Raw genomic sequence first — 26,303 nt, forward strand, 5'->3', positions numbered from 1 at the left:
AGAGGAATGGCCGGACGTCTCGAGGGCAAGGTGGCGGTGGTGACAGGTGCGGCACCGCGCGGCGACGGCGTCGGCAACGGCATGGCGACCGCCATCCTGTTCGCGCGCGAGGGCGCCAAGGTCGTGCTGGTGAACCGCAGCGCCGAACGGGCTGAGAAGCTCGCCCGACAGATCAGGAAGGAAGGTGGGGAAGCGTCCATCTTTGCCGGTGACGTCGCGAAGCCGGAAGTCGCCCAGGCGATGGCGGATTTCGCGATGAGCACCTACGGCCGGCTCGACGTGCTGCACAACAACGTGGGCGTCGGGGCCGCCGGCACGCCCGAAACCGTGACGCTCGCCGACTGGAACAAGGTTCTGGAGGCCAATCTGACGACGACGATGCTCTGCACCAGGCATTGCCTGCCCAGGATGAAGGAGGGCGGCGGCGGTTCGGTCATCATGGTGTCGTCGATCGCAGGTGCCGTCGGCCTGATGGGCAGTGCCGGCGCCGTCGCCTATGCGACCGCCAAGGCAGGCCTGCACGGCTTCACGATGTCCGTCGCGGCCGACTATGCGACCCAGAACATCCGCGCCAACTGCATTGTCGTGGGCTCGGTGCATACGCCGATGGTGGCCCATCTCGGGGCCGAGGCACGCGAGCGGCGCAAGAAGATGGTGCCGATGCAGACCGAGGGCACGGCCTGGGACATCGCCCATGGCGCGGTCTATCTCGCCTCCGACGAATCGCGCTGGGTCACCGGCGTGATGCTGCCGATCGACGGCGGCCTGACAGCGCTCAGGGCGTGGCCGCGTTGAGCCGCCGGGACGATCGGCGGACCATCCGGCGATCGTGGTGCCAGGTGTAGAGGCCGCCGGCCACGACGATGACAGCGCCCAGGATCGTCCAGTTGTCCGGAACATTGCCGAAGACGAGGAAGCCCAGCACCGTCGCCCAGACGAGCAGCGTGTAGGCATAGGGCTGCAGCGCGCCCGCTTCGGCATAGTCGAGCGCCTTGATGAGCGCGTAATGGGCCACCGACCCGATCAGGGAGATGGCGACCAGCAGGGCCCACGCCGCCGCGGAGGGCCATCGCCACTCGAACGGACCGACGAAGCTCATGGCGATGAAGGCCACGATCGCCGACCAGAGGAGCGACGTGTCGGGCTGGTCGTGCCGGGCGGCGAGCCGGGTCAGGATCTGGTAGCCGGCCCACAGGACGGCGCCGGCCAGCGGCAGCAGCAACGGCCAGTCGAAGGTCCGAAAGCCCGGCCGCACGATCAGCAGCACGCCGGCCAGTCCCGCCGCCACCGCGAGCCAGCGCGCCAGGCCGGCGCGCTCGCCGAGGAAGACGACGCCGAGGGCGATCACGATCAGCGGCGAGGTGGCGGCGACGGCATGGGTCTCGGCCAAGGGCAGGTAGCGGAAGGCGAGGATGAACGTTGCTGCCTCGACGACTGCGACCAGGGAGCGGCCGATCTGCAGCCATGGTCGATTTGCGCGGACCGCGGCCCGCACGCCGCGGCGCCGGGCGATGAACAAGGCGAACAGGCAGAGGAGGCCGTAGCGGATCCACATGATCTGCCCCACCGCGTAGTCGACCACCAGTGTCTTGCTGATGGCGTCCATGCCGGCGAAGCACAGCATCGCCAGCATGGTGAGGAGCGCGCCGAGCGAGTTGCGGTTGAGGCCCGCCTTGCCGGCTTCGACGGCAGGTGCCGCGCCGGGGACGGCGAGGTCGTGGTGCTTTTCATTCATTGTATTTCGGCCGGCGATCCTAGGGGGCCAGCCATGCACTGGCCAGCGATTGACCCCCGGCCGACGAGGCGTAGGCTCGATGCAACTATCGGAGGCTGCCATGGCATTCGACCTCGTCGTCAGGAACGGCATGATCGTCGACGGTTCCGGACTGCCGCGCTATCGCGCCGATGTCGGCGTGAAGGCCGGCAGGATCGCCGAGATCGGACGCATCGACGGCGCGGTTGCGGCCGAGACCATCGATGCCGACGGCCACGTCGTGGCGCCGGGCTTCGTCGACGGCCACACCCACATGGATGCGCAGGTCTTCTGGGATCCGATCGGCACCAGCTCCTGCTTCCAGGGCGTGACCAGCGTGGTCATGGGCAATTGCGGCTTCACGCTTGCGCCCTGCCGCGAGAGCGAGGCCGATCTCGTGTTCCGCAACCTCGAACGGGCCGAGGATATCAGCCGCGATGCCATGCTGGCCGGCATCAAGTGGCGCTGGGAGACCTTCCCGCAGTTCCTCGACGTTCTGGAGTCGCTGCCCAAGGGCATCAACTACGCGGGCTATATGGGCCACTGCGCGCTGCGCACCTACGTGATGGGCCAGCGCGCCTTCACCGACGAGGCGACCGAGGACGATCTCGCCAGAATGGTGCATCACACCAAGGAGGCGATCGCCGCCGGCGCGATCGGCTTCTCGACCACGCGCAGCGTCAATCACCAGACCTCGGACGACAAGCCCGTCGCGAGCCGTCTCGCGAGCTGGAGCGAGTTCGAGACCCTGGTGAAGGCGATGGGCGCGGGCCTCGTCGAGGTCGCCGGCGAGCCGACCGGCGCGCAGAGCGAGAAGGCGCGCAAGTACTACGAGGATCTGTCGAAGCTTGCGATCGAGAGCGGCCGGCCGATCACCTTCGGCCTCTTCAACCGGCGCACCATGCCCGGTGGCTGGCGCAGCACCTTCGATATCATCGAACGGACGACGCGGCAGGGCGGGCGCATGTTCGCGCAGGTGCACAGCCGCGCATTGAACGTGCTGCTTTCGTTCGAGACCCAGCTACCGTTCGACAAGTGGGAGATGTGGCGCGAGATGCGCGCCCGGCCGCTCGCCGAGCAGAAGAAGATGCTGATGGATTCCGAGACGCGGCGCCGGCTGGTCGAGATCGCGTCGCGTCCCTACGAAGGCCCCATCGTGCGCGGGACGGAGGCCCGTCCGCCGGAATGGGACTGGATCTTCGCTCTGACCGACATGAAGGCGCCGCATAAATCGATGGCGGAGCTGGCGCGGCAGAAGAACACCCATCCGGTCGAGCTCATGATCGACATGGCGCTCGAGCGCGACATGAAGTTCTTCATGGTGCAGCCGGTCGCCAACGAGAATCAGGCCGAGGCGCTCGAGCTGATGAAGCATCCGCGCTCGGTCGTGACCTTCTCCGATTCGGGCGCGCACGTCTCGCAGATCATGGACAGCTCGCTGCAGACCCATCTCCTGAGCCACTGGGTGCGCGAGAAGGAGGCCTTCACCCTCGAGGAGGCGGTGAAGCTCATCACCTGCGACACCGCCACCCAGTTCGGCTTCCACGACCGCGGTCTGCTGCGCGAGGGCATGGCGGCCGACATGGTCGTGTTCGATCCCGACACGGTGGGCCCGCGCATGCCGGAGGTCGTGTGCGACCTGCCGGCGGGCGCCAAGCGGCTGCGCCAGAAGGCCGACGGCATGAAGGCGACGGTCGTGAACGGCCAGGTCCTGCTGCGCGACAACGAGCCGACCGGCGCGCTGCCCGGCAAGCTCCTGCGCAAGAAGCGGGACTGAAAAAGCACCCACGCTGGCGTGGGAACAGGATCATAGCAGCGCGCGACTCCAGTCGCGCCCATGCGATGAATCAATGACTGCGGCAATGAATTTCGATTCCCGCCCCCGCCGCTTGCAAGAAAGCGGCGCGGATTGCGCCGGCGGCGCAATGTACCGGCGCTCGATCTCTTCCGCTTGACTTCGCGGCATCGCAGCGACATACACGTGGCGACCTGCCGATTGCGGGTCGACAAGGTTTCTCGCGATCGCGCGACGCGCCCCTCGATCAGGCGCTTCATCCCGAGACAATCTCCCAGAACCAAGAGCCCTCCCAGCCGCGCACGGGAACGGGCCCGAAAGCCGCAGACTACGCGTCCGGGACGATGCGGTGGCGGCGAGAAGGATTGATTTCCCAGTGAGTATTGTGACGTTTTCCGATCTCGGCCTCGCCGAGCCGTTGCTGCGTGCCCTCGAGAAGGCGAAGTACACCCATCCGACGCCGATCCAGGCGCGGACCATCCCGCTGCTGCTCGAGGGTCGCGACGTACTGGGCATTGCCCAGACCGGCACCGGCAAGACAGCGGCTTTTGCGCTTCCGGTGCTGCAGCGCCTTTCCCAATCGGGCCGGCGGGCGCAGCCGAAGAGTCCGCTCGCGCTGGTGCTGGCACCGACGCGCGAGCTCGCCGTGCAGATCGCGCGGAGCTTCGACACCTACGGTCGCGGGCTCGGCCTGCGGCTGGGCATGGTGATCGGCGGTCTGGGCTTCGGCCGCCAGATCGAGACCCTGCAGCGTGGGGTCGACATCCTGATCGCCACGCCCGGCCGTCTGCTCGACCTGATGCAGCGCGGTAATGTGAAGCTCGGCCAGGTGAGCTTCCTGGTCCTCGACGAGGCGGATCGCATGTTCGATATGGGCTTCATCAAGGATGTCCGGCGCATCGCGGCTTCCGTCGTCCGCGAGCGCCAGACGCTGCTCTTCTCCGCGACCATGCCGCCGGATGTCGCCAAGCTCGCCGCCGAGATCCTGAAGAATCCGGAACGGGTCGAAATCGCGCCGCAAGGCCGCACGGTCGATCGCATCGACCAGCGAGTCTATTTCGTGAATGCCGCCAGCAAGCGGGCGCTGCTCGGCCACCTGCTGGCAGATCCCGGCCTCGAGCGTGTGATCGTCTTCACCCGCACCAAGCGCGGCGCCAACCGGGTCGCCGAGGCGCTGGACAAAGGCGGTGTGCGCTCGGAGGCGATCCACGGCAACAAGTCGCAGAACGCCCGCCAGCGCGCCCTCGAAAGCTTCAGCCGCGGTCGCGCCCGCGTCCTGGTGGCGACGGACCTCGCCGCGCGCGGCATCGACGTGGCGGGCGTGACGCACGTCATCAACTACGAGCTGCCGGCCGACGCCGAGAGCTATGTCCATCGCATCGGCCGCACCGCGCGCGCCGGCGCCTCGGGCATCGCCGTTTCCTTCTGCGACGGCAGCGAGCGCGGCCAGCTCAAGAGCATCGAGCGGCTGACCGGCCAGCGGCTCGCGGTTGCCCAGATGCCGGCCAACGAGGACCTGCCGCAGGCGCCGCCACCCGAACGGGACAATCGCCGGCCGCACCGCGATCATCGTGCTCGTCCGGCCGAGCAACACGACGGCCATCGTCACGAGCGTCGTCATGGCCACCACCACGAGGCTCGCGGCCCTCGGCGCGAGTCGGCCGATCGCCGTTGGGCCGAGCGCGACTATCGCGACCAGCCACACGGCGAAGAGCGGCGGCTTCATCATGGCGAGCGCTCCCAGGGGGACCGGCGGGATAGCCGTCCACCGCGGCGTGGCCGCCGTTACGACGGTGCGCGCGACCCGCAGCGCGCTGCCGCGAAGGCCGTCTAGACGATCCCTTCCTCGCGGAAGATCTCGAGGCATTTGCGAAGGGCGCGCTCGTAGCGGGCGCGTTCCTTCGCGATCGACTCGTCGTCCCAGTCGAAGAAGCCGCGCCTGGTCTTGAAGCCGATGCGGCCTTCGTCGACATTGCGTTGCAGGACGGGCGGCGGACCGTCGGCGTTGCAGAGATCGGGGTAGATCACCTTGGCGACCGCGCAGGTCGTGTCCCAGCCGGAATGTTCCTTCTGGACGATGGGACCGGCCGCGGCGTAGCGGAAACCGAAGGAGAGCCGGACCGTCGCATCGACGTCCGCGGGCGAGGCGACGCCCTGCTCGATCAGCCACAGTGCCTCGCGCATCAGCGCCGCCTGGATGCGGTTGCCGAGAAAGCCGATCACGTCCTTCTTCACCTGCACCGGCCGCTTGCCGAGCGCGCTCATGATGCCGCCGACCTTCTCGGCGAGGGCCGAGTCCGTGTTCACCGAGCGCACCACCTCGACCAGCGGGATGAGATGCGCCGGCATGAAGAAATGCAGGCCCATCATGCGGCTTTGGGTCTTCAGCCCCTGGCCGATCCGGCTGATGGGGAAGCTCGAGGAATTCGAGGTGAGAGCGCAGTCCGGCTGTGCCAGCGCTTCCATCTCGGCGAAAAGCTTCTGCTTCAACGGCAGATCCTCGGTCACCGTCTCGACTGCGATCGCGATCGCAGGCCAATGCGCGTTGGCAAGCGTTGCATGGGTCGAGAGCCCGGACGTGTCGCCTGGCTTTCCCATCGCCTGCAACGCACGGGCCGTCGCTGCCGGCAGGCCCTCGCGCGTCGACGCCGAGCGCGACACGACATCGACCTTCCAGCCGCCGGCCAGAAACATCGCGACGATGCCGACGCCCATGGTGCCGCCGCCCAGCACGAGCGCACGTTGTTCGCTTTGCGACATTTTGCGACCTTCCATATCGACGGACGCCCTGCGGGCGGGGCAATATCCGCCGCCAAGCCAGCCACGTGCAACATGGGAGAGGACGATGAGCGCCACCTACAAGGACATCGGCATCAGCAACGAGGGCCCTGTCGGTGTCGTCGAGATCCAGCGCCCGCCGCACAATTTCTTCGACAATGCCCTGATCAACCAGATCGCCGATGCCTTCGAGGCGTTCGACCGCGACACCAACATCCGCGCCTATGTCCTGTGCTCGCAGGGCAAGTCCTTCTGCGCCGGCGCCGACTTCCAGAACCGGCCCAGCACCGGCAGCGCGGGGGAGGGCGGCAAGCATCTCTACAAGGAGGCGACGCGCCTGTTCCGCGCCAGGAAGCCGAGTGTGGCGGCGGTGCAGGGCCCGGCGATCGGCGGCGGGCTCGGGCTCGCCCTGATGACCGATTTCCGCGTCACCTGCGCCGAAGGCCGGTTCTCCGCCAACTTCACGCGGCTCGGCTTCCATCCCGGTTTCTCGCTCACCTTCACCCTGCCGCGCCTGGTCGGCCAGCAGAAGGCGAACCTGATGTTCTATACCGGCCGGCGCGTGGGCGGCGAAGAGGCCTATGCCTGGGGCATGGCGGACGTGCTGGTGCCTCTCGCCGAGGTGCGCAAGGCCGCGATCGGCCTCGCCAAGGAGATCGCGGACTCCGCGCCGCTCGCCGTGCTGTCGACGCGCGAGACCATGCGGCGCGGCTTCGCCGATGCGGCCGAGATCGCCACCGAGCGCGAGCTGGTCGAGCAGGATTGGCTGCGCAAGACGGAGGACTTCAAGGAAGGCGTGAAGTCCTATGCCGAGAAGCGCGTCGGCAACTGGAAGGGCCGCTGAGCGGCGGCATGGCCCAGCTTTCGGGAAAGGTCGCCATCGTCACCGGCGGCGCCTCGGGCATCGGCGAGGCCTGCTCGGAAACGCTGGCCCGCGAGGGCGCGTCGGTGCTGATCACCGACATCGATGACGCGCTGGGCAAGGCCGTCGTCGAGCGCATCGCCAAGGCGGGCGGCAAAGCGCACTACCTGCATCATGACGTGCGCGACGAGGCGGCGTGGCCCGGCGTGATCGCGGACGCGGAGAAGCGCTTCGGCCGCGTCGACATCATGGTCGCCAATGCCGGCATCGGCATCATGGCGCCGATCGAAACCATGACGCTCGCCGACTGGCAGCGGCAGCAGGCGATCAACCTCGACGGCGTGTTCCTGTCGGTCAAACATGCCATTCCTGCCCTGAGAAAGGCCGGCGGTGGCTCGATCGTGCTGATGTCGTCCGTAGCCGGCCTGCGCGGCGCACCGGGCCTGGCGGCCTACTCCGCCACCAAGGGCGGCGTGCGGCTGCTCGCCAAGTCGGTTGCCCTGGAGCATGCGGCCGACAAGATCCGTTGCAACTCGGTGCATCCCGGCATCATCGCCACGCCGATCTGGGGCAAGATCCCGACCGGGGCCGAGGGCAACCGACGCAATGCCCCGATCGATCCGAGCGAGCGTGCGGCGGCGGCGGTCCCGCTGACCCGTGTCGGAGAGGCGCAGGACATCGCCAACGGCGTCCTCTTCCTCTGCACCGACGCGGCGAGCTATGTCACGGGCCAGGAGCTGGTGATCGACGGCGGCCTGACGGCGGGCGGAAGGGCGTCGCGACGGTCATAGGAGCGGATCCCTCAGCGGCGCATCCTCATACTGACCGCGCGCATCTTGCGCGCTCATGAGCGGGCGGGAAGCCCGCGGTCCGGAAGATTGCGCCACCGGAGTGGCGCGGCTCCTATGTGAGCTGCTCATCCATCAACTTGAGCGCCTCGGCCGCAAAGGCGCGCATGTTGGCGGCGCGGTCGGGGGAGCCGGTGCGCAGGGTGCGCGCGATCTTGCCGTTGGGGCCGACGACCGCCACGCAGGTGTGGCCGGCGGGGTCGCCGTAGGAATTTCCGGCCGGCCCGGCGGCGCCGGTCTCGGCAAGACCCCACGTGGTTCTCAGCCGTTCGCGCGCGTGTTCGGCCGCGAGCAACGCCCAGGGTTCGCTCGAGGAGCGCACGCTAGCGCGCTTCTCCTTGGGAACGGCGAGGAAGGCATCCTGTGCCGGGCGCGTGTAGACGACCGCCCCACCCATGAAATAGGCCGAGGCGCCGGGCACGGCGAGCAGCGCCGCCGAGACCAGGCCGCCGGCCGACGATTCGGAGATGGCGATCGTCTCCTTGCGCACCTTCAGCTTCTCGCCGATGCGTCGGGCGAGAGGAATGAGCGTATCCATTGATCTTCCTTCTATTTGAGCGCGTCGAGATTGAGCGGCACCTGCTGGCCGAGCCAGACGGCGCGGTCGCGATGATCCTCCAGCGCCTCGCCGGTATTGGGGTGCACGAAGACCGTAAGATCGCCGCGGTTCAGCGCCAGCCAGGAGATCAATGGCGCAAGCTGATCGTTGCGGAAATGGACCTGGTAGCTGAAGCGGGGATGTGGGCCCACGGGCTTCTCGTGGAACCGGCCCATGTCGATATCGAAGGTCTTTTCGATCCGCTCGCGCAGCGCCCAGGCGGCCTCGCGCGACGCCGGATCGAAATAGACATGGGCGTGCCAGTCCTTGATTGGCTCGGGATTCATGACAGAGATCCTACCATATCGTTCAACCCGCCTGACGGAACCCAGAACCGTTCCCCGATGGGAGCGCAGTTGCTAGGCTCATGCCCATCATGAACTTCGATTTCTCCGACGACCAGAAGCTGCTCAAGGAGCAGGTTCGCAAATTCCTCGCCGACAAGTGCCCGACCAAGGTCGTGCGCCGCGTGCTCGACGGCAACGAAGCGTTCGCCGAGGAGGTCTGGAAGGGCCTTGTCGAGCTTGGCGTGCCGGGCACGGCGATCCCCGAGGCGTACGGCGGGCTGGGGCTCTCGCCGCTCGAGCTCTGCGTGATCGCCGAGGAGATCGGCCGCGCGGCGGCGCCGGTGCCGTTCGACAGCTCGGTCGTGCTGGCGACCGAGGCGCTGAAGCTCGCGGGCTCCGAGGCGCAGAAGAAGAAATGGCTGCCGGAGCTTGCCGCCGGCAAGGCGATCGGCACACTGGCCGTGGCCGAGGGGGCCGAGCCGCCGAGACCGCGCAACATCCGCACGACCTTCGCCGGCGGCAAGCTCAACGGCAAGAAGGTCCCGGTGATGGATGGCGACGCCGCGACCTTCGCCGTCGTGCTGGCGAACACGGGCGGACAGGGCGACCGCGCCGTATCGCTGGTGCTGGCCGATCTCGGTCAGCCTTCGGTCAAGAAGCGGCGCGTCGAGACCATCGATCCGGCGCGCAAGCAGGCCGGGATCACTTTCGACGGCGCGTCGGCGGAGCTGCTGGGCGCGGAAGGCGAGGGCTGGCGCCTGCTCGAACGGCTCTACGATGCGGCCGCCGTCTATTTCGCCTTCGCCCAGGTGGGCGGCGCGGAAGCGGCGATGTGGATGGCACGCGACTATGCCTTGCAGCGGCAGGCCTTCGGGCGCGCCATCGGTTCCTATCAGGCGATCAAGCACAAGCTCGCCGACTGCTACGTGAAGCTCGAGCTGGCGCGCTCCAACGCCTACTACGGTGCCATGATGCTGGCCGACGGCGGGCCGGACCTTCCCCTTGCGGCGGCGGCGGCGCGCATTGCGGCAACCGAGGCCTACGACTTCGCCTCGAAGGAGAATATCCAGACCCATGGCGGCATCGGCTTCACCTGGGAAGCCGACACGCAGTTCCACTATCGCCGCGCGCGCGTGATGGCGCTGTCGCTCGGCGGGCCGATGACCTGGAAGGACAAGCTGGTCACCCGGCTCGAGCAGAAGAACGCGGCGTAACAGGGAAGGAAATCGAGATGGACTTCAACGACACTCCCGAAGAGGCCGCCTTCCGCAAGGAAGTGCGCGCCTGGCTCGACGCCAACGCGACCCGCAAGAGCGACGACAAGCAGAGCTTCCGTGCCCGCAACGACGATCCCGGTCTTCTGAGAAAGGCCAAGGAGTGGCAGGCCAAGAAGGCTGCCGCCGGCTATGCGCGCCTCACCTGGCCGAAAGAATTCGGCGGCCGCGGCGCCTCGCCGATCCTGCAGGTGATCTATCAGCAGGAGGAGTCGAATTACCTCGTGCCGCTGGGCTTCTTCGATATCGGGCTCGGCATGTGCATCCCGACCATGATGGCCTATGCGAGCCCCGAGCAGCTCAAGCGCTACGTGAAGCCCGCGCTCCACGGCGAGGAGATCTGGTGCCAGCTCTTCTCCGAGCCCGCCGCCGGTTCCGATGTCGCCGGCATCCGCACCCGCGCCGAGCGCGACGGCGATCACTGGGTGATCAACGGCCAGAAGGTCTGGACCTCCGGCGCGCACTATTCGGACTACGGCATCATCATCACCCGCACCGACCCGACGGTGCCCAAGCACCAGGGGCTCACCATGTTCTTCCTGTCGATGAAGACGCCGGGTGTCGAGGTGCGGCCGATCAAGCAGATGTCGGGCGGCGCCAACTTCAACGAGGTGTTCTTCACCAACGTGCGCATTCCCGACAGCCAGCGGCTCGGCAAGGTGGGCGAGGGCTGGAAGGCGGCGCTGACCACACTGATGAACGAGCGACTCGCCGTCGGCCTGCCGTCGGGTGGGCTCGACGTCGACGAGCTGATGGAGCTCGCGCGCGACACCGATCTCGAGGATGGACCTGCGCTCAGGAACCAGCAGGTGCGCGGCAGGATCGCCGACTGGTACGTGCAGCAGCAGGGGCTGAAGCTCACGCGCTATCGTACGTTGACGGCGCTTTCCAAGGGCCAGACGCCGGGGCCGGAATCCTCGATCATCAAGATCGTCGCGGCACCCAAGATGCAGGACATGGGCGCTTTCGCCATGGAGCTGATGGGCCCGGCCGGCGTCATGAAGGAGGAGGTGCCGCACGCCGCGGGCTTCCAGGCGCAATGGATCGGCGGTGCGGGCTTCCGCATCGCCGGCGGCACCGACGAGATCCTGCGCAACATCGTGGCCGAGCGCGTGCTGGGCCTGCCGTCCGACGTGCGCGTCGACAAGGACGTGCCGTTCAACAAGTTGAAGTAGGAACTGGAAAGATCCCTCGCTGACGCTCGGGATGACAATGTTGACGCGGCGAGGATCTTTCGGAGGAAACAGCCATGAACAGACTGGACGGCAAGGTCGCGTTCCTGTCCGGCGCGGCGCGCGGGATCGGCGGAGCGACGGCGCGGCTGATGGCGAGCGTCGGCGCCAGGGTCGCGATCGGCGACGTGCTGGACGAGCCGGGCAGGAAGCTCGCCAAGGAGATCGACGCGCTTTACGTCCATCTCGACGTCACGCAGGAGGCGAGCTGGTCGGCAGCGATGGACGCGGCCCTCAGGCAGTTCGGCAAGCTCGACGTGCTGGTGAACAACGCCGGCATCTTCAACGGCAAGGGCGTCGAGGAGGCGACGGTCGACGAATGGAACCGGCTGGTCGCGGTGAACCTGACGGGCGTCGTGCTGGGCACGCGGGCGGCGCTGCCGCATCTCAAGAAGAGCGGCGCCACGAGCCCGCACGGCGCGGCGATCGTCAACCTCGCCTCGGTGGCGGGCCTGGTGGGCTCGCAGCTCGATCCGCTCTATTCGCTCACCAAGGGCGGCGTGACGCTGTTCACCAAGTCGACGGCGCTCGAGTTCGGCCGCAAGGGCTACAGGATCCGTGTCAATTCGATCCATCCTGGCGTGATCGACACCGACATGGGCCAGCAGACCTTTGCCATGCGCGCCAAGGCGATGGGCACGAACGACACCGATCCCGCGCGCAATGCCTCGATCCGGATGCATCCGATCGGCCGGCTGGGCATCGCCGACGATATCGCCAGGGGCATCGTCTTTCTCGCGTCCGACGACTCGGGCTTCATGACCGGCTCCGGCCTCGTGGTCGACGGAGGCTATACGGCACAATAGGCCATCAAAGGAAGGAAACGAAATGCGGTTCGGACTTCTCTACGAGCATCAGCTGCCACGGCCCTGGACCGGCGACACGGAGCATCGGTTGTTCAAAGAGGCGCTGGCCCAGGTCGAATTGGCCGACTCCATCGGCATCGATTACATCTGGGAGGTCGAGCATCACTTCCTCGAGGAGTATGCCCATTCCTCGGCGCCCGAAGTGTTCCTCGCCGCTTGCGCCGCACGGACGATGCGGATCCGGATCGGCCACGGTGTCGTGCTGGCGCCGCCTGCCTACAACCATCCGGCGCGCGTCGCCGAACGCATCGCCACCCTCGACCTGGTCTCGGACGGCCGCGTCGACTGGGGCACGGGCGAATCGGCCTCGCGGGTCGAGCTGGAGGGCTTCGGCGTCGATCCCGAGCAGAAGAAGGCGATGTGGGCGGAGGCGGTGGAGCAGACGGCCAACATGATGGTGATGAACCCCTATCCCGGTTTCGAGGGCAAGTTCTTCTCCATGCCCGTGCGCAACGTGGTGCCCAAGCCGCTGCAGAAGCCGCATCCGCCGATCTGGGTCGCCTGCAGCCGGCGCGAGACGATCCATGCGGCGGCGCGGGCGGGCATCGGTGCGCTCACTTTCGCCTTCGTCGATCCCTCGGAAGCGGCCAAATGGGCGCACGAGTACTACGACATCATCAAGAGCGACCAATGTGTGCCGATCGGCCACGCGGTCAATGCCAACATCGCCATGGTGACGGGCTTTTCCTGCCATGAGGACGGCGCGGAGGCGCGCCGGCGCGGCTCGGAGGGCTTTCAGTTCTTCGGCTACTCGCTCGGGCACTATTACGTCTACGGCCATCACAGGCCCGGTGTGACCGACGTCTGGGAGCGCTTCGAAGCGGCCAAGGACAAGCTGCCGCCGGCCGGGCGTGGCAGTGGCATCGGCACGCCGGCGGAACTCACCGACCATCTGCGCCAATACCAGGACGCGGGCGTCGACCAGGTCGTGTTCATCCAGCAGGGCGGCCGCAACAAGCACGACCATATCTGCGATTCGCTCCGGCTTTTTGCCGACAAGGTGATGCCCGTGCTGAAGGCCGACCAGGCGACGCGCGATGCCCGCAAGCAGGCAGAGCTCGCTCCCTTCATCGAGGCGGCGCTCGGGCGCAAGCAGAGGATGCCGGCGATCGCGGCATCGGCCATTCCCACGGTCTCCGCCTACGGTCGCAACGTCGTCCAGGCCGGCCAGGCGGCGGAAGGCCCGACGCACCACGTCGCGGCGGACATCGCGGTGATGATGAACGATCCCGCTGCCAGGAAGGACAAGGCCGCCGCTGAGTAGGATCTCAGAAGATGCCGGCGGCGAGGCCCGCGGCCATCGCCACCCCGAGTTCCTCGCATTGCTCGACGAATGCGGGCTGCCAGGGACCGCGACAGATCAGCGGCTCCTGTACGAGCCGCCAGCGCAGACCCGTGAGGATCGTCTCGATGCCGCGGCGCGTGCCCGTGCCATCGCTGCCGGCCCGGATATAGACCGCGCAGGGCAGGCCCTGCGTCCGGTCCAGCAACGTGTTGTAGGACCGGTCGAAGAAGTCCTTCAGCGCGCCGCTCATGTAACCTAGGTTCTCCGTCGTGCCGAGAACGACCGCCGCCGCCGCCAGGACATCGTCCGCGCCGGCCTGCAGAGGTGCCACGACCTCGACCTCGATCGCCGTTTCGCTGCGCGCGCCGCGCTCGACTGCCGCACGCAGGGCGAGCGTGTTCTCCGACGGCGCATGTGCGACGATCAGCAACCGCTTCGACATGACCCGTTTCTACCCCGATACTTGACCCCATGCTCAAGAAACTCCTGATCGCCAATCGCGGCGAGATCGCCATCCGCATCGCCCAGGCCGCCGCCGAGCTCGGCATCGAAACGGTCGGCGTTCATTCGAAGGACGATGCAGCCTCCCTTCACGTCAGGCGAGTCGATGAGACGGTGGCTTTGAAAGCGGGAGGAGCGACGGCCTATCTTGACGTCGCGGCGGTCGTGGAGGCGGCGAAGAGCACGAAGGGCGACGCCATCCATCCGGGCTACGGCTTCCTGTCCGAAAATGCCGGCCTGGCGCGCGCCTGCGACAAGGCGGGGATCGTTTTCGTCGGGCCGACGGCCGAGCAGCTCGATCTGTTCGGCGACAAGGCGGCGGCGCGGGCTTACGCCGGGAAATGCAAGGTGCCCGTGCTGCCCGGGACAGGCGGCGCAATCGATGCCGATGGCGCGGTCGCCTTCTTCAGGAAGCATGCGAGGTCGGGGATCGTGCTGAAGGCGATCGCGGGCGGCGGCGGGCGCGGCATGCGGCTGATCAGGAGCGAGGGCGAGATTGCCGAGGCCTTCGTGCGCGCGTCGGCGGAGGCGAAGTCGGCGTTCGGCAATGGCACGCTTTATGCCGAGCGACTGGTCGCCCACGCTCGTCATATCGAAGTCCAGATCGTGGGAGACGGCAAGGGCGGCATCGTCGCGCTCGGCGAGCGCGAATGCACCTTGCAGCGACGCAGCCAGAAGATCGTCGAGCTGGCACCGAGCCCGAACCTCGAGCCCGCGCTCAGGAAGAAGATCGTCGATGCGGCGGTCGCGATGGCCAGGGCCGTCGAATATCGTAGCCTGGGCACGTTCGAGTTCCTGGTCGATGGCGACGGGTTCTTCTTCATCGAGGCCAATCCGCGCCTGCAGGTCGAGCATACCGTCACCGAGGAGGCGTGGGGCGTCGATCTCGTGAAGGCACAGCTCCTGCTGGCCGGCGGTGCGTCTTTGGCCGACACAGGCCTCGAGGAGGCCTCTCCGCATGGCAATGCGATTCAGCTGCGCGTAAACATGGAGACCATGACCGCCGACGGCTCAGCCAAGCCGGGCGGCGGCATACTCTCCGTCTTCGAGCCGCCGTCCGGTCGCGGGGTGCGGGTCGATACGTATGGCTATGCCGGCTACCGCACCAATCCCAACTTCGATTCCCTGATCGCCAAGGTGATCGTGCACGGCGCCTCGTTCGAGGACGCGCTGGCCCGTGGCGAGCGGGCGCTGGCGGCCTTCCGGCTGGAGGGAGCGCCCTCGAACATTGCCTTCCTGCGCGCGCTGCTGGCCGATCCGGCCGTCCGCGCCGACAAGGTGCATACGCGGTTCGTCGATGAGCATGCCGGCAAGCTGGTGAAGGCGGCGGCGAAGCTGCAGTCCGGCCTCTACTTCCCGGCAGCGGCCTCCGATGGGTCGGCCGGCCGTCAGGCGGGTGCCCGGGTGGATGCGGTCGATCCGCTGGCGGTGCTGGCGTTCGGCAGGTCTTCCGGACCGCGGGCTTCCAGCTTGCCCTCGGGCGCGGACGCGCGCGCTCCGGGCGTGCCCGTGCCGGCGCCCATGCAAGGAACCATCGTCAGCATCGCAGTCAAGGAAGGCGATGCCGTCGCGGCCGGCCAGCCGCTGCTCATCATGGACGCCATGAAGATGCAGCACGAGATCAGGAGTCCGGCCCGCGGCTATGTACGACGCATTGCGGTGGAGGCCGGCGAGACCATCTACGAGGGTCATCCGCTGCTCTTCGTCGAGGAGGCCGATGTCGAGGTGAAGGGATCGGTCGCCGAGGAGAAGATCGACCTCGACCATATCAGACCCGATCTCGCCGAATATTTCGAGCGCCGTGCGCTGACGCTCGACGAAAAGCGGCCGGAGGCGGTGGCCAGGCGGCGCAAGACCAACCAGCGGACGGCACGCGAGAACCTGAACGATCTCGTCGATGCGGGCTCGTTCGTCGAGTATGGTGCCTTCGCCATCGCCAGCCAGCGCACGCGCCGACCGGTCGAGGACCTGATCGCGAGGACGCCGGCCGACGGCCTGATCACCGGCATCGGACGCGTGAACGGGGCCCTGTTCGGCCCGGAACGCAGCCGTGTCGGCGTCGCGCTCTATGACTACACGGTGCTGGCCGGCACGCAGGGCAAGACCAACCATCAGAAGAAAGATCGACTGTTCGAGCTGGTCGAGGAGCAGCGCATCCCGCTGGTGGTCTTCACCGAGGGCGGAGGCGGCCGGCCCGGCGACATCGACATCCAGTCGGTAGCCGGTCTCAATACGCTGGCCTTCCATATCTTCGGACGGCTGAGCGGTCTCGTGCCGCTGGTGGGCATCAACTCCGGCCGTTGCTTCGCCGGCAATGCCGCCCTGCTGGGCTGTTGCGATGTCGTGATCGCGACCAGGAATTCGTCGATCGGCATGGGTGGTCCCGCCATGATCGAGGGTGGCAATCTCGGCGTCTTCGCGCCCGAGGAAGTGGGGCCGATGAGCGTGCAGGTGCCCAACGGCACGGTGGACGTCGCGGTCGAGGACGAGGCCGAGGCGGTGGCTGTGGCCCGGAAGTATCTCTCCTATTTCCAGGGGCCGCTGATGGAGTGGAAGGCGGCCGACCAGCGCCTGCTGCGGCGCGCGATTCCCGAGAACCGCCTGCGGGTCTATGACGTGCGCACCGTGATCGACACGCTCTGCGACGAGGGTTCGGTGCTGGAGCTGCGTCGTGCCTTCGGGCCGGGCATGGTGACGGCGCTGGCGCGCATCGAGGGCAAGCCGTTCGGCATCGTCGCCAACAATCCGACGCATCTTGCCGGCGCGATCGATTCCGACGGCGCGGATAAGGCGGCGCGCTTCCTGCAGCTCTGCGATGCCTTCGACCTGCCGGTCCTGTTCCTCTGCGACACGCCGGGCATGATGGTGGGGCCGGAGATCGAGAAGACGGCTCTTGTGCGCCACTGCTCGCGCCTCTTCGTTGTGGGTGCCAATCTCGGCGTGCCGTTCGGCACCATCGTGCTGCGCAAGGCCTATGGGCTCGGCGCGCAGGCGATGGCCGGCGGATCGTTCCACTCCGGCGCTTTCGCGATCTCTTGGCCGACCGGCGAGTTCGGCGGCATGGGGCTCGAGGGGGCGGTCAAGCTCGGCTTCCGCAAGGAACTGGAGGCGGTGAGCGATCCGGCCGAGCGCCGGGCGCTGTTCGACAAGATGGTGGCGGCCGCCTACGCCCGCGGCAAGGCGTTGAGCACCGCCACCTATTTCGAGGTCGACGAGGTGATCGACCCTGCCGATTCGAGACATTGGATCAAGACGGCGTTGCTGGCCGCCGAGCCCAAACGCCGCGACGGCCACAAGAAGCGAGCCAACATCGATACCTGGTGAGGAGAGCATGAAGGACTTTGCCGGAAGGATCGCCGTCGTCACCGGTGGAGGCTCGGGCATGGGCCGCGAGCTGGTGCGTCAGCTCGCGGCGGAAGGCTGCAGCGTCGCCATGTGCGATGTCTCGGCCGCCGGTCTCGCCGAGACCGGCCGGCTTTGCGAGAAGGAGCGGCTGCCGCAGGGTCTGCGTATCACGTCCCACAAGGTGGATGTCTCCGACGAGGCGCAGGTGCAGCGCTTCCGCGACGAGGTGGCGGCCCAGCACGAGACGGACCGCATCCATCTCCTGTTCAACAATGCGGGCATCGGCGGCGGCGGCAGCATGATCGTGAACGACCGCGCCGAATGGGAGCGGACCTTCAACATCTGCTGGGGCGGCGTCTATTTCTGCACCCGCGCCTTCCTGCCCCTGCTGCAGAAGGCCGACAAGGGGCACATCGTCAACACCAGCAGCGTCAACGGCTTCTGGGCGTCGATCGGCCCGGGCGTGCCGCACACGGCCTACAGCGCCGCGAAGTTCGCCGTGAAGGGCTTCTCCGAGGCCCTGCAGACCGATCTCCGCCTGAACGCGCCGCACATCAAGTGCTCGGTCGTCATGCCCGGTCATATCGGCACCGGCATCGCCGGCAACACCGGCCGCGTGCAGAGCGGCATCGACAGCGATGTCGTCAGTCCACAACAGATCCGGCAGGCCCGGGCACGCATTGCCTCGACCGGTCGCGATGCCTCGACGCTGTCGGATGCGCAGATCGAGCAGGCGATCCGAGAGCGGGCCCGGCGCTTCCTCGAGGAGGCGCCGATGACGGCGGCCGAGGCGGCGACCGTGATCCTGGACGGCGTGAAGGCGGGCCGCTGGCGCATCCTGGTCGGCAAGGACGCGCATCGCATCGACGAGCTCGTGCGCCAGGCTCCCGAGCAGGCTTACGAGGAGGATTTCTTCAACCGCCTCGCGGCCGACGTGAACTGGCGCGTCGGCCGCTGACGGCCCGCGACGGTCAGGACGTCATCCAGAAGGTGTCCGGCTTGTAGAGGCCGATATAGCCGCCCGGATCCCAGGCGTAGTAACCCTTCTTCGGCACGTTCTTGATCTTAGGTCCGACCACGATCGGCTGGCCGATGCTGTTCAATGTCCCGATCGAGAAGACCTGCTCCATATTGGTCTGGAGGATCTTGTCCCAGGCCTTGCGGCGGGTTTCGTTGTCGGTCGCCGTCTCCCATTCGCGCAGATCGTCGAGCAGCACGCAGACGTCCTGCACGTCGCATTTCTCGCCCTGCTTGCCCTTCGATTCAATGTACATGCCCCAGCGCGGCCATTGCAGGCCGCCCTGCATGGTCGGGCAGAATTCCTTGGGCGAGGTTTCGAGTGACGGCACGGCGGTCACCACGCCGGCATAGGCCGTCATGATGGCGTCGCCCGAGAACGCGCGCATGCGGAAGTTGTTGAGCGACTGCGGCTTGCTGAGGAGCCTGATCCCGATCTTCTTCCACTGATCGGCGATCAGCGAGAGCATGTCCGTGTCCTCGCTGACCTCGCTCGAATACTCCACCACGATGGCGGCCGCGCGGCCGTCGGGAAGGAGGCGGATGCCTTCGTCGTTGCGCTTCGTGAGGCCCACCTGGTCGAGGAGCTGGTTGGCGAGCTTGCGATCGTAGGTGGCCCACTTGGTCGCATATTCCGGCTTGAAGAGGGCCGACTGCGGCATGATCGTGTTGTTCGAGGGCTTGGCGAGGCCGGTATAGATCACCTCGTTCAGCTCGTCGCGGTCGATGCCGACCGAAAGGGCGCGGCGGAAACGGACGTCACGATTGAGCTTGCGCCACACCTCGTCCTTCGCGTTCAGGTTCGGATAGAGGGCGAGCTGCGAGCCGGAACCCTGCTCCCACAGCAGCACGTCGACATGGCTCGTCTTGCTGCTTTTGCGCAGGAAGGTGTAGTCGCGCATGTTGAGGTAGCGGCACTGCAGGTCCGATTCGCCGAGGCCTGCCTTGGCCGGCACGAGGTTGGCGGCGACGACCGAGAAGATCACGCGGTCGAAGTAGGGGAGCTGGCAGCCTTTCTCGTCGACCCGGTAGTAGTAGGGGTTGCGATCGAAGACGAAGCGCTGGGACGGCGGCGACGTCGTCTGCATCCACGGATTGAGCGTCGGCAGGTCGGGGTTGCTGTCATAGTACATCGTGTCGACACTGCGATGGATCTGCACCCAGTTGCCGTCCTGGCCGCCTCGTGCGGACTTGGCAATTTGGTCGGCCGGCGTGTATTTGACGTGGAACTTCTTGAGGTAGTGGGACGGCCGGAACAGCCAGAGCGGGGCGGCGCGCGCCTGGCTCGCGATGAAGTACGGGTTGGGCTTGTCCCAAGTGTAGCGGATCGTCACGGCGTCGAGGATCTCGACCTTGGGCGGCTGGCCGTCGACGAGGAGCTCGACCGACGGACCCGACGGCGACAGGTCCTTGTTGTTGGCCATGTCCTCCCAAAAGTAGCGGAAGTCCTCGGTCGTGAAGGGCTGGCCGTCCGACCATTTGTGGCCGGCGCGCAGCTTTAAGGTGAACTGGCGGCCGTCCTTGACGTCGTAGCTGTCGAGGATGTCGGTCTGCAGCTTGAACTTGTCGTCGTAGACGATCAGACGCGCGTTGGAATAGATCGTCATGAGGCGGGTGTCGCGGGCGCTGGCGATCAGCATGTTGACCTCTCCGCCCGGCCGCCCCGGCCCCTCGCCGCCGGCGAAATAGTTGACGATCGAGGGTTGCTGCGGGATGCGCTTGGCGACCGGCGGCAGCTCACCGGACTTCACGCGGTCTGCAAGCCATGGCGTTTCCTGGAACCCAGGCAGGGGCGCAGCCCGAAGGAAGGACGGCCGGAAGAAGGCCCCCAGGACCATACCCGCAGCAAAGACGCGTCTTTCCATCATTTGACCTCGCCTGTCTCACCGACGATGCCGTTATCGGCATTCAGCATTGACCATGATCAAAAGGCCGATTCATGGCGCGGTCAATGGCAAGAGTTGCGCGACATCAATAACGGTCGAAAGCGCGCTTCGGGCCGGGCCGCGTGCCCTCGGCGACGACCGGCTTCACAGTCCCATTGGCGGGCACGGTATCCGGGCTGTAGGGGCCGGCCACGCCTCGCGGCCGGTCGCCCTTTACCGTCACCCGCTCCATGGTGCGTCGGGCGGGATAGTAGTCGTGGGCGGCATAGTGCAGGACCGAGCGGTTGTCCCACATCACCACCATGTCGGGCTCCCACTTCACCCGGAGCTGGTATTCGGGGATCGTGGCCTGGCGATAGAGGAAGGAAAGCAGTGCATCGCTCTCGTCGGGCTTCAGGTCCCTGATGCGCACGCAGAACTGCTGATTGACATAGAGGATGCGTCGTCCCGACACCGGATGCACGCGCACCACCGGATGCCAGGGATTGGGGAACTCGTCCTCGAGCTTGCGCAGCTTGTCGCGGTCGTTCGGGCCGAACAGCGGCCGCCAGGGCTTGAAGTCGTGCAGCGCCTCCAGCCCATGGATGTGCTGCTTCATCCGTTCCGACAGGCCGCGATAGGCGGCGCTCATGCTGGAAAAAAGCGTGTCGCCGCCGACCTCGGGCACGACCTTGGCGCGCAGGATGGTCCCGAGCGGCGGTGCTTCGCGGAAAGTCTCGTCTGCATGCCAGATGTCGGTCAGCGCCGGCGGATTGTCGGCCGAGTAATCGAGGATGATCACTTCCGGCTTGTCGGCGAGATTGGGCGAGAAGGGATGGATCGAGAGTTCGCCGAACAACGCACCGAACGCCACCTGCTGGTCGACCGTGATGTCCTGGCCGCGCATCACGATCACCTCGTATTGCACGAGAGCGTCGTGGACCGTCTCGAACTGCGCCTCTGACAGCGGCTGGCGCAGGTCGACGCCTTCGATCTCCGCGCCGATGAAGCCGTTGATCGGACGCACGCGGATGGCCGTCTCCGCCTTCGTGCGAACCGTTGCCGATCGAGCCGCCATGGCGTTCCTCCGGATCCTTGTTGTTGGCCGGAATCCTAGCGCCGGCGGTCGCCTTGCGGAACCGGCTATCGCGTTTGACGCCGCGTGGCGAACGCGCAAGAAACGGCCGTCTTTCGAGCGGCGGGGGAAACATGGCAAGCGGCCTTGAAGCTCAATTCGTCACACTGCATGAGATCGTCAAAGCAGCGAAAATCCGGCTCAATCCGAATATCTGGGATTATTTGATCGGCGGTACCGAGACCGAGACGACCCTGCGCCGCAACCGCATGGCACTCGACTCGATCGCCTTCAAGCCGCGCGTGCTGCGCGACGTCTCGGCGATCGATCCGTCGTCGGAGATCCTGGGCAAGAAGCTGCGCATTCCCGTCCTGCTGGCACCCGTGGGCTCGCTCGAATCGTTCGAGGCGGGCGGCGGCATCACCGTCGCCAGGGGAGCTGGAGCAGCGGATGTCGGCATGCTGATCAGCTCGGTGACCACGCTCAAGCTCGAGGACATCGTCAAGGGCGGCAACGGGCCCAAGATCTACCAGCTCTATGTGCGCGGCGACGATGGCTGGGTCGCAGACCGCGTGAAGCAGGCCATGGATGCAGGTTACGACGCCTTCTGCATCACCGTGGACACCAACGTCTATTCCCGGCGCGAGCGCGACATCGCGAAGCGATTCGTGAAGTCGTGGCGGGTGGCGGCCACGGGTCAGGATCACCAGGCTGCCTTCGCCTGGGAGAACTTCAAGCGCGTGCGGGGAAGGTTCCCGGATGTGAAGTTCGTGCTGAAGGGCATCGGCACGGCCGAGGATGCCGAGATCGCGCTCCAGCATGGGGTCTGGGCCGTCTATTGCTCCAATCACGGGGGACGCCAGCTCGACCACGGCCGTGGCTCGGCCGAGGTCCTGCCCGAGATCGTCGAGGCGGTGAAGGGCCGCGCCAAGGTGATCGTCGACGGCAGCTTCAGCCGTGGCAGCGACATCGTGAAGGCGATCTGCATGGGCGCCGACTGGGTCGGCCTCGGCCGCCTCTATTGTTACGGCCTGGCAGCGGCCGGCGCCGCCGGCATCGAGCGCGTGATCGAGCTCCTCGAGGAGGAGATGAAGGAGGCGATGGGCCTGCTCGGCGTCACCAGCCTGGGCCAGCTCGACAAGAGCTACATCAGCCCGAGCTGGCCCACCAACCTGCCCCACGTGCACAGTGCCTTCCCGCTGCTGAACCTGGAAGACCAGGGATATTAGCCGCGGCCGATGAACGGCATCTTGGTCGCCATCACGGTGATGAACTGCACGTTGGCATCGAGCGGCAGGCTGTCCATGTAGACGATCGCCTGCGCCACCGCCTCGACATCCATGCGCGGCTCGACCCGGGTCGAGCCATCGGGCTGCGGCACGCCCTTGGTCATGCGCTCGGTCATGGGCGTGACGGCGTTGCCGATATCGATCTGGCCGCAGGCGATGTCGTAGGCGCGGCCGTCCAGCGACGTCGACTTGGTGAGGCCGGTGATCGCATGCTTGGTCGAGGTATAGGCGACCGAGAAGGGTCGCGGCGCATGGGCCGAGATCGAGCCGTTGTTGATGATCCGGCCACCCCGCGGCTTCTGGTCCTTCATGATCTTCATCGCCTCCTGCGTGCACAGGAACGGGCCGGTGAGATTGGCCGCCACGACATTGAGCCACGTCTCGTAGGGCAGCTCCTCGAGCGGCACCGGCGGGGCGCCGCCGCCGGCATTGTTGAAAAGGAGGTCGAGCCGACCCCAGGTGGTCTTGACCTTGGCGAAGAGCGCCACGATGTCGTCGCGCCTGGTGACGTCGGTCGGCACCGGAAGTGCATTGGCCTTGTTGTTTGCAGCCATCTTGGCCGTCTCCTCCAGGGCATCCTTGCGGCGACCGGCGAGCGCCACTTTGTACCCGTTCTTCAACAAAGCCAGCGCCGAGGCGCGGCCGATGCCGCTGCCGGCACCGGTGACGACTGCAATCTTTCCGCTCATGGGTCCCGTTCCTCCTCGAAGGAGCGGACCCTAGCAGACCGGCACGCTGCCATTGAAGTGTGGCCTTGGGCGCGCAAAAGTGGCGCCATGCATCGTCGTTCCTTCGTCGCGGGGCTGGGTGCCCTGTGGCTGCCGTCGCTGGCACGTGCCGAGGCGCCGCTGGCGCAGGATCCCTTTGGATTGGGGGTCGCTTCGGGACATCCGAAGCCGGATTCCGTGGTCCTTTGGACGAGGCTGCTGGCGGCCGAGCGGACCCAGCCGCTGACGGGATCGTTTTCGGTCGGCTGGACGATCGCGGAGGACGAGCGCCTAGCCCGGGTCGTGCGTCGCGGGGAGGCGGTTGCCGAGCCGCGCTGGGGGCACGCCGTCCATGTCGAGGTCGACGGGCTGAAGCCCGGCCGACCCTACTGGTACCGTTTCGTCGTGAATGGCAAGGAAAGCCCGACCGGCCGGACCCTGACGGCGCCCGAGCCAGCCGAGCGCGTGCCCTTGCTGCGGTTCGCCTTCGCCTCCTGCCAGCAATACGAGCAGGGCTATTACGCCGCCCTGCGCCACATGGCCGGCGAGGAGCTGAACGCGGTCCTGTTCCTGGGCGACTACATCTACGAGAGCTCGTGGGGCCGCCATCACGTGCGCCATCACGATGGCGGCCGGCCGACCCTGCTGTTCGAGTTCCGCAATCGCTATGCGTTGTACAAGTCCGATCCCGATCTGCAGGCGGCGCACGCGGCCCATCCCTGGATCGTCACCTGGGACGACCACGAGGTCGCCAACGACTATGCCGACGACATTTCGCCGGAAGACCACGACCCCAAGCAGTTCCTGGCGATCCGCGCCGCCGCCTACCAGGCCTACTGGGAGCATATGCCGCTGCCCAACTCGATGCAGCCGCGCGGTCCGTCGCTCAGGCTCTACGATCACTATCGCTTCGGCGGCCTGGCCGAGCTCTTCGTCATCGACGATCGGCAATATCGCGCGCACAACGCCTGTCATGCGGAGCGTATCCGCGACCGGATGCTGGTCGACTGCGCGGAACGGCTGGACGCCACGCGCACCATGCTCGGGACGGCACAGGAAGCATGGTTTGCCGATGGCCTGAAGCGCGCCTCGGCCCACTGGAATCTGCTGGCCCAGCAGACGCTGATGGCCGAGGCGGGCCGCCGCCTCAAGGACGGCAAGCTGGCCTTCTGGGGCGACGGCTGGGACGGCTATCCGGCGGCGCGGCGGAAGTTGCTGGACGCCGTCGCGGCGTCACCGGTCAAGGACACGGTGGTGATGAGCGGTGACGTCCATTCCTTCTGGGCGGCCGACCTCAAGCAGGACTTCGCTGCCCCGAAGTCGCGCACCATTGCCACGGAGTTCGTCGGCGGGTCCATCACATCCCAAGGCTTCTCGAACGAGCGCGTGCGATCGCTGCTGCACGAGAATCCGGACCTGCGCTATGGTCTGGGAGGGGCATACGGTTACGGCCATATCGCCCTGGACAGCAAGGCCGCCTCGATTTCCTTCCGCACGGTCAACGACGTGCGCGATCCGAAGTCGGGCATCGCCACGCCAGCCCGATTCGTCGTCGAAGCCGGCGATCCTGGCGTCAAGAGCGCCTAGGAGAGCGGCGGATCCGATCGCGGCACCTGCGCAACGGGGCGGCCAGTCTTGAAAATGGCGTCGGACGGCCCACGTCCCTTGCATGACCAGGGACCTGATCGCCGTCCACATTCGCGACGACGATGTGGGCGATTATCGCGTGCGCGAGGCGGGTTGGTACGCGCTGGACGAGGCCGACAAGCCCATCCTCGGCCCGTTCGCCAGTCTCGCCGAGTGCGAGCGCGCGATTCGCGACCGGCTCAATCCGCCGCGCTAGTTGCCCGCCCTAGTTGCCAGGCCCGCGTTCCATCGAGAAGGGCTGCCAACGCTCGAGCCTGGATTTCTCCAGGACTGCCGGATTGACGCAGGCGCGCGGCCATTTGCCGGAGAGCACCAGCGCGAGCTCGGCGCCGACACGGCGCTTGCGCGCCTTGTCGAAGCGGTCGGAAGCCGACGCGACGTGTGCCGTCAGGATCACATTGTCCATGCCGATCAGCGGATTGTTGTGGCCAACGGGCTCGGTCTCCAGCACATCGAGGCCGGCGCCGGCGATCCAGCCTTCCTGCAGCGCCTTGATCATCGCGGGCTCGTCGACGGTCGAGCCGCGGCCGGTGTTCACGAACAGCGACGTCTTCTTCATCTTCCGAAAGTGCTGCTCCTTCATCAGATGATGGGCATCCTTGGTGCCAGGCGCATGCATGGAAACGATGTCGGAGCGTTCCAGCAGCTCGTCGAGCCCGACCGGCTGCACGCCGTGGTCGGACATCACCAGCTCCTCGATGAAGGGATCGTAGGCCAGCATCTGGAAGCCGAAAGGCGCTGCGCGCTTGGCCACCGCGCGGGCGACATGGCCGAAGGAGATGAAGCCCAGCGTCTGGCCCATCAGGCGCGGGAACTGGTAGAGCATCGGCCGCGCCTTGGCCCATTCGCCGTTGCGCACCATGCGATCCTGCACCACCAGCCGGCGCCAGATGGCGAGGATCAGGGTCATGGCATGATCGGCCACCTCCTCGATGAAGGTGTCGGGGCAGTTGGTGACCGGAATGCCGAGCTTGGTCGCGGCATGCACGTCCACCGAATCGACGCCGACGCTGCCCAGCGACACGACCTTCAGCTTCTTGCCGGCCTCGATCACCTTCGCGGTGATGCGCGGCCGGCCCTTGGCATAGATCGCGTCGGCATCGGCGACGGCTTTGACGAGCTCGCCGTCGTCTCCCGGAATCTCGACGATCTCCGCGCCCAGCCCGGCCAGCGCTTCCATCTCCAGAGAATGGTCGGTGCCTCCAGGTCCGGTGGTCACGATCTTGAATTTCGCCACGGCTGGTCTCCTCCGATGATTTGGCCGCACTCTAGCGTATTA

The 26,303-nt window shown here is 66.8% G+C and carries 23 protein-coding genes; 14 read left to right on the forward strand and 9 right to left on the reverse strand.

Features of this window, described 5'->3' with window-relative positions; all coding sequences use genetic code 11:
• Positions 1–6 precede the first annotated feature (6 nt).
• Positions 7–795, forward strand: coding sequence for an SDR family NAD(P)-dependent oxidoreductase (locus OJF58_RS14975; RefSeq protein WP_300778493.1), 789 nt, complete (start codon positions 7–9; stop codon positions 793–795).
• On the opposite strand, the gene OJF58_RS14980 is transcribed toward OJF58_RS14975, so the two are convergent.
• Positions 776–1,735, reverse strand: coding sequence for a DMT family transporter (locus OJF58_RS14980; RefSeq protein ID WP_300778494.1), 960 nt, complete (start codon positions 1,733–1,735; stop codon positions 776–778). The genes OJF58_RS14975 and OJF58_RS14980 overlap by 20 nt on opposite strands.
• Between OJF58_RS14980 and OJF58_RS14985 the strand changes: the two genes are divergently transcribed.
• A complete protein-coding gene (locus OJF58_RS14985; protein ID WP_300778495.1) occupies positions 1,632–3,530 on the forward strand; it encodes an amidohydrolase family protein in 1,899 nt (632 codons plus the stop codon). The two genes, OJF58_RS14980 and OJF58_RS14985, sit on opposite strands and share 104 nt — an antisense overlap.
• A 394-nt stretch (positions 3,531–3,924) precedes the next feature.
• Positions 3,925–5,382, forward strand: a complete 1,458-nt coding sequence (locus OJF58_RS14990; protein WP_300778496.1) for a DEAD/DEAH box helicase — start codon at positions 3,925–3,927, stop codon at positions 5,380–5,382.
• Here the strand turns inward: OJF58_RS14990 and OJF58_RS14995 are convergent.
• Positions 5,379–6,308 carry a 3-hydroxyacyl-CoA dehydrogenase NAD-binding domain-containing protein gene (locus OJF58_RS14995; RefSeq protein ID WP_300778497.1) on the reverse strand — a complete coding sequence of 310 codons (930 nt, stop codon included), beginning with the start codon at positions 6,306–6,308 and terminating at the stop codon, positions 5,379–5,381. The genes OJF58_RS14990 and OJF58_RS14995 overlap by 4 nt on opposite strands.
• 85 nt (positions 6,309–6,393) lie before the next feature.
• On the opposite strand from OJF58_RS14995, the gene OJF58_RS15000 reads away from it, so the two are divergent.
• Together OJF58_RS15000 and OJF58_RS15005 are read left to right on the forward strand one after the other, a co-directional pair.
• Positions 6,394–7,170 carry an enoyl-CoA hydratase/isomerase family protein gene (locus tag OJF58_RS15000; RefSeq protein ID WP_300778498.1) on the forward strand — a complete coding sequence of 259 codons (777 nt, stop codon included), beginning with the start codon at positions 6,394–6,396 and terminating at the stop codon, positions 7,168–7,170.
• 8 nt (positions 7,171–7,178) lie between these two features.
• Positions 7,179–7,979: a glucose 1-dehydrogenase gene (locus tag OJF58_RS15005; RefSeq protein WP_300778499.1), complete on the forward strand. Its 801-nt coding sequence runs from the start codon at positions 7,179–7,181 to the stop codon at positions 7,977–7,979.
• Positions 7,980–8,091: 112 nt separating this feature from the next.
• On the opposite strand, the gene OJF58_RS15010 is transcribed toward OJF58_RS15005, so the two are convergent.
• Positions 8,092–8,574 (reverse strand): CinA family protein, encoded by a 483-nt coding sequence (locus tag OJF58_RS15010; protein ID WP_300778500.1) that lies wholly within the window; start codon positions 8,572–8,574, stop codon positions 8,092–8,094.
• Positions 8,575–8,585: 11 nt separating this feature from the next.
• The gene (locus OJF58_RS15015) at positions 8,586–8,921 is read right to left on the reverse strand and encodes a DOPA 4,5-dioxygenase family protein (RefSeq protein ID WP_300778501.1); all 336 of its coding nucleotides are present in this window, start codon (positions 8,919–8,921) and stop codon (positions 8,586–8,588) included.
• A gap of 89 nt (positions 8,922–9,010) precedes the next feature.
• Here OJF58_RS15015 and OJF58_RS15020 point away from each other — a divergent pair, with 89 nt between their 5' ends.
• From OJF58_RS15020 to OJF58_RS15035, 4 genes are all read left to right on the forward strand, one after another.
• On the forward strand, positions 9,011–10,135 hold the full coding sequence (locus OJF58_RS15020) for an acyl-CoA dehydrogenase family protein (RefSeq protein WP_300785282.1): 1,125 nt from the start codon (positions 9,011–9,013) through the stop codon (positions 10,133–10,135).
• A gap of 17 nt (positions 10,136–10,152) precedes the next feature.
• Positions 10,153–11,370, forward strand: coding sequence for an acyl-CoA dehydrogenase family protein (locus OJF58_RS15025; protein WP_300778502.1), 1,218 nt, complete (start codon positions 10,153–10,155; stop codon positions 11,368–11,370).
• Between the two features lie 74 nt (positions 11,371–11,444).
• Positions 11,445–12,233, forward strand: coding sequence for an SDR family oxidoreductase (locus OJF58_RS15030; RefSeq protein WP_300778503.1), 789 nt, complete (start codon positions 11,445–11,447; stop codon positions 12,231–12,233).
• Between the two features lie 22 nt (positions 12,234–12,255).
• Positions 12,256–13,557: an LLM class flavin-dependent oxidoreductase gene (locus OJF58_RS15035; RefSeq protein ID WP_300778504.1), complete on the forward strand. Its 1,302-nt coding sequence runs from the start codon at positions 12,256–12,258 to the stop codon at positions 13,555–13,557.
• Between the two features lie 4 nt (positions 13,558–13,561).
• Here the strand turns inward: OJF58_RS15035 and OJF58_RS15040 are convergent, their stop codons facing one another.
• On the reverse strand, positions 13,562–14,020 hold the full coding sequence (locus tag OJF58_RS15040; protein ID WP_300778505.1) for a flavodoxin family protein: 459 nt from the start codon (positions 14,018–14,020) through the stop codon (positions 13,562–13,564).
• 29 nt (positions 14,021–14,049) lie between these two features.
• Between OJF58_RS15040 and OJF58_RS15045 the strand changes: the two genes are divergently transcribed.
• Both OJF58_RS15045 and OJF58_RS15050 read left to right on the forward strand, forming a co-directional pair.
• Entirely contained in the window at positions 14,050–17,403 is a 3,354-nt protein-coding gene (locus OJF58_RS15045) for a carboxyl transferase domain-containing protein (protein ID WP_300778506.1), read from the forward strand.
• Between the two features lie 7 nt (positions 17,404–17,410).
• Complete coding sequence (locus tag OJF58_RS15050) at positions 17,411–18,382, forward strand: SDR family NAD(P)-dependent oxidoreductase (protein WP_300778507.1); 972 nt, start codon at positions 17,411–17,413, stop codon at positions 18,380–18,382.
• A 13-nt stretch (positions 18,383–18,395) separates the two neighbouring features.
• Here the strand turns inward: OJF58_RS15050 and OJF58_RS15055 are convergent, their stop codons facing one another.
• A complete protein-coding gene (locus OJF58_RS15055) occupies positions 18,396–20,192 on the reverse strand; it encodes an ABC transporter substrate-binding protein (protein ID WP_300778508.1) in 1,797 nt (598 codons plus the stop codon).
• 220 nt (positions 20,193–20,412) lie between these two features.
• Positions 20,413–21,384, reverse strand: a complete 972-nt coding sequence (locus tag OJF58_RS15060) for a TauD/TfdA family dioxygenase (RefSeq protein WP_366526773.1) — start codon at positions 21,382–21,384, stop codon at positions 20,413–20,415.
• 131 nt (positions 21,385–21,515) lie between these two features.
• Here OJF58_RS15060 and OJF58_RS15065 point away from each other — a divergent pair, with 131 nt between their 5' ends.
• Entirely contained in the window at positions 21,516–22,610 is a 1,095-nt protein-coding gene (locus OJF58_RS15065; RefSeq protein WP_300778509.1) for an alpha-hydroxy acid oxidase, read from the forward strand.
• Here OJF58_RS15065 and OJF58_RS15070 read toward each other — a convergent pair.
• A complete protein-coding gene (locus OJF58_RS15070; protein ID WP_300778510.1) occupies positions 22,607–23,359 on the reverse strand; it encodes an SDR family oxidoreductase in 753 nt (250 codons plus the stop codon). The two genes, OJF58_RS15065 and OJF58_RS15070, sit on opposite strands and share 4 nt — an antisense overlap.
• A gap of 87 nt (positions 23,360–23,446) precedes the next feature.
• Between OJF58_RS15070 and OJF58_RS15075 the strand changes: the two genes are divergently transcribed.
• Positions 23,447–24,964 carry an alkaline phosphatase D family protein gene (locus OJF58_RS15075; protein WP_300778511.1) on the forward strand — a complete coding sequence of 506 codons (1,518 nt, stop codon included), beginning with the start codon at positions 23,447–23,449 and terminating at the stop codon, positions 24,962–24,964.
• A gap of 82 nt (positions 24,965–25,046) precedes the next feature.
• Positions 25,047–25,220, forward strand: a complete 174-nt coding sequence (locus OJF58_RS15080) for a hypothetical protein (protein WP_300778512.1) — start codon at positions 25,047–25,049, stop codon at positions 25,218–25,220.
• A 9-nt stretch (positions 25,221–25,229) separates the two neighbouring features.
• Here OJF58_RS15080 and OJF58_RS15085 read toward each other — a convergent pair whose 3' ends face one another.
• On the reverse strand, positions 25,230–26,261 hold the full coding sequence (locus OJF58_RS15085; RefSeq protein ID WP_300778513.1) for a C-terminal binding protein: 1,032 nt from the start codon (positions 26,259–26,261) through the stop codon (positions 25,230–25,232).
• Positions 26,262–26,303: the final 42 nt, after the last annotated feature.

The organism is Enhydrobacter sp., assembly GCF_030246845.1.
In the GTDB taxonomy this organism is placed as follows: Bacteria; Pseudomonadota; Alphaproteobacteria; order Reyranellales; family Reyranellaceae; genus Reyranella.